Annotated in this window: 1 protein-coding gene; it reads left to right on the top strand. The window is 60.4% G+C overall.

The window, feature by feature from the left end; genetic code table 11:
• Window positions 1-72: 72 nt before the first annotated feature.
• On the top strand, window positions 73-417 hold a 345-nt coding region (locus tag AUL36_RS23035), incomplete at its 3' end, for an IS6 family transposase (RefSeq protein WP_156418559.1).

The raw sequence follows: 417 nt of genomic DNA, 5'->3' as shown, positions 1-417 counted from the left end.
GGCTCTGTTGCGAATAGCGAACTGCGGTGCGAGCCTCGGAGTTGAAGGCGGCTTAATCCGAGGGCGTAGGGCATGAGTTTGGCGTTCAAGGGCCGGCACTTCGCTCCCGACATTATCCTGTTGTGTATGCGCTGGTACTGCCGGTATGCGCTGAGCTACCGCGACCTCGAGGAGATGATGGCCGAACGCCATCTATCGGTGGATCACACGACGATCTATCGATGGGTCCAGCACTACGCGCCCGAGCTGGACCGCCGCGTCCAGTGGTGCAAACCCCTTCAGACCAAGACCTGGTACGTCGACGAGACCTACGTGAAGGTCCGGGGCGAGTGGATGTATCTCTACCGGGCGATCGGCGACGGTGGTGAAACGCTCGACTTCTATCTCTCGCAAACCCGCACGACGAAGGCGGCCAAA

The sequence above is a fragment of the Aureimonas sp. D3 genome (assembly GCF_001463805.1).
GTDB classification, from domain to species: domain Bacteria; phylum Pseudomonadota; class Alphaproteobacteria; order Rhizobiales; family Rhizobiaceae; genus Aureimonas; species Aureimonas ureilytica_A.
Note: the sequence above shows the minus strand (reverse complement) of the source record. Positions and strands in the feature narration are given on the sequence as shown.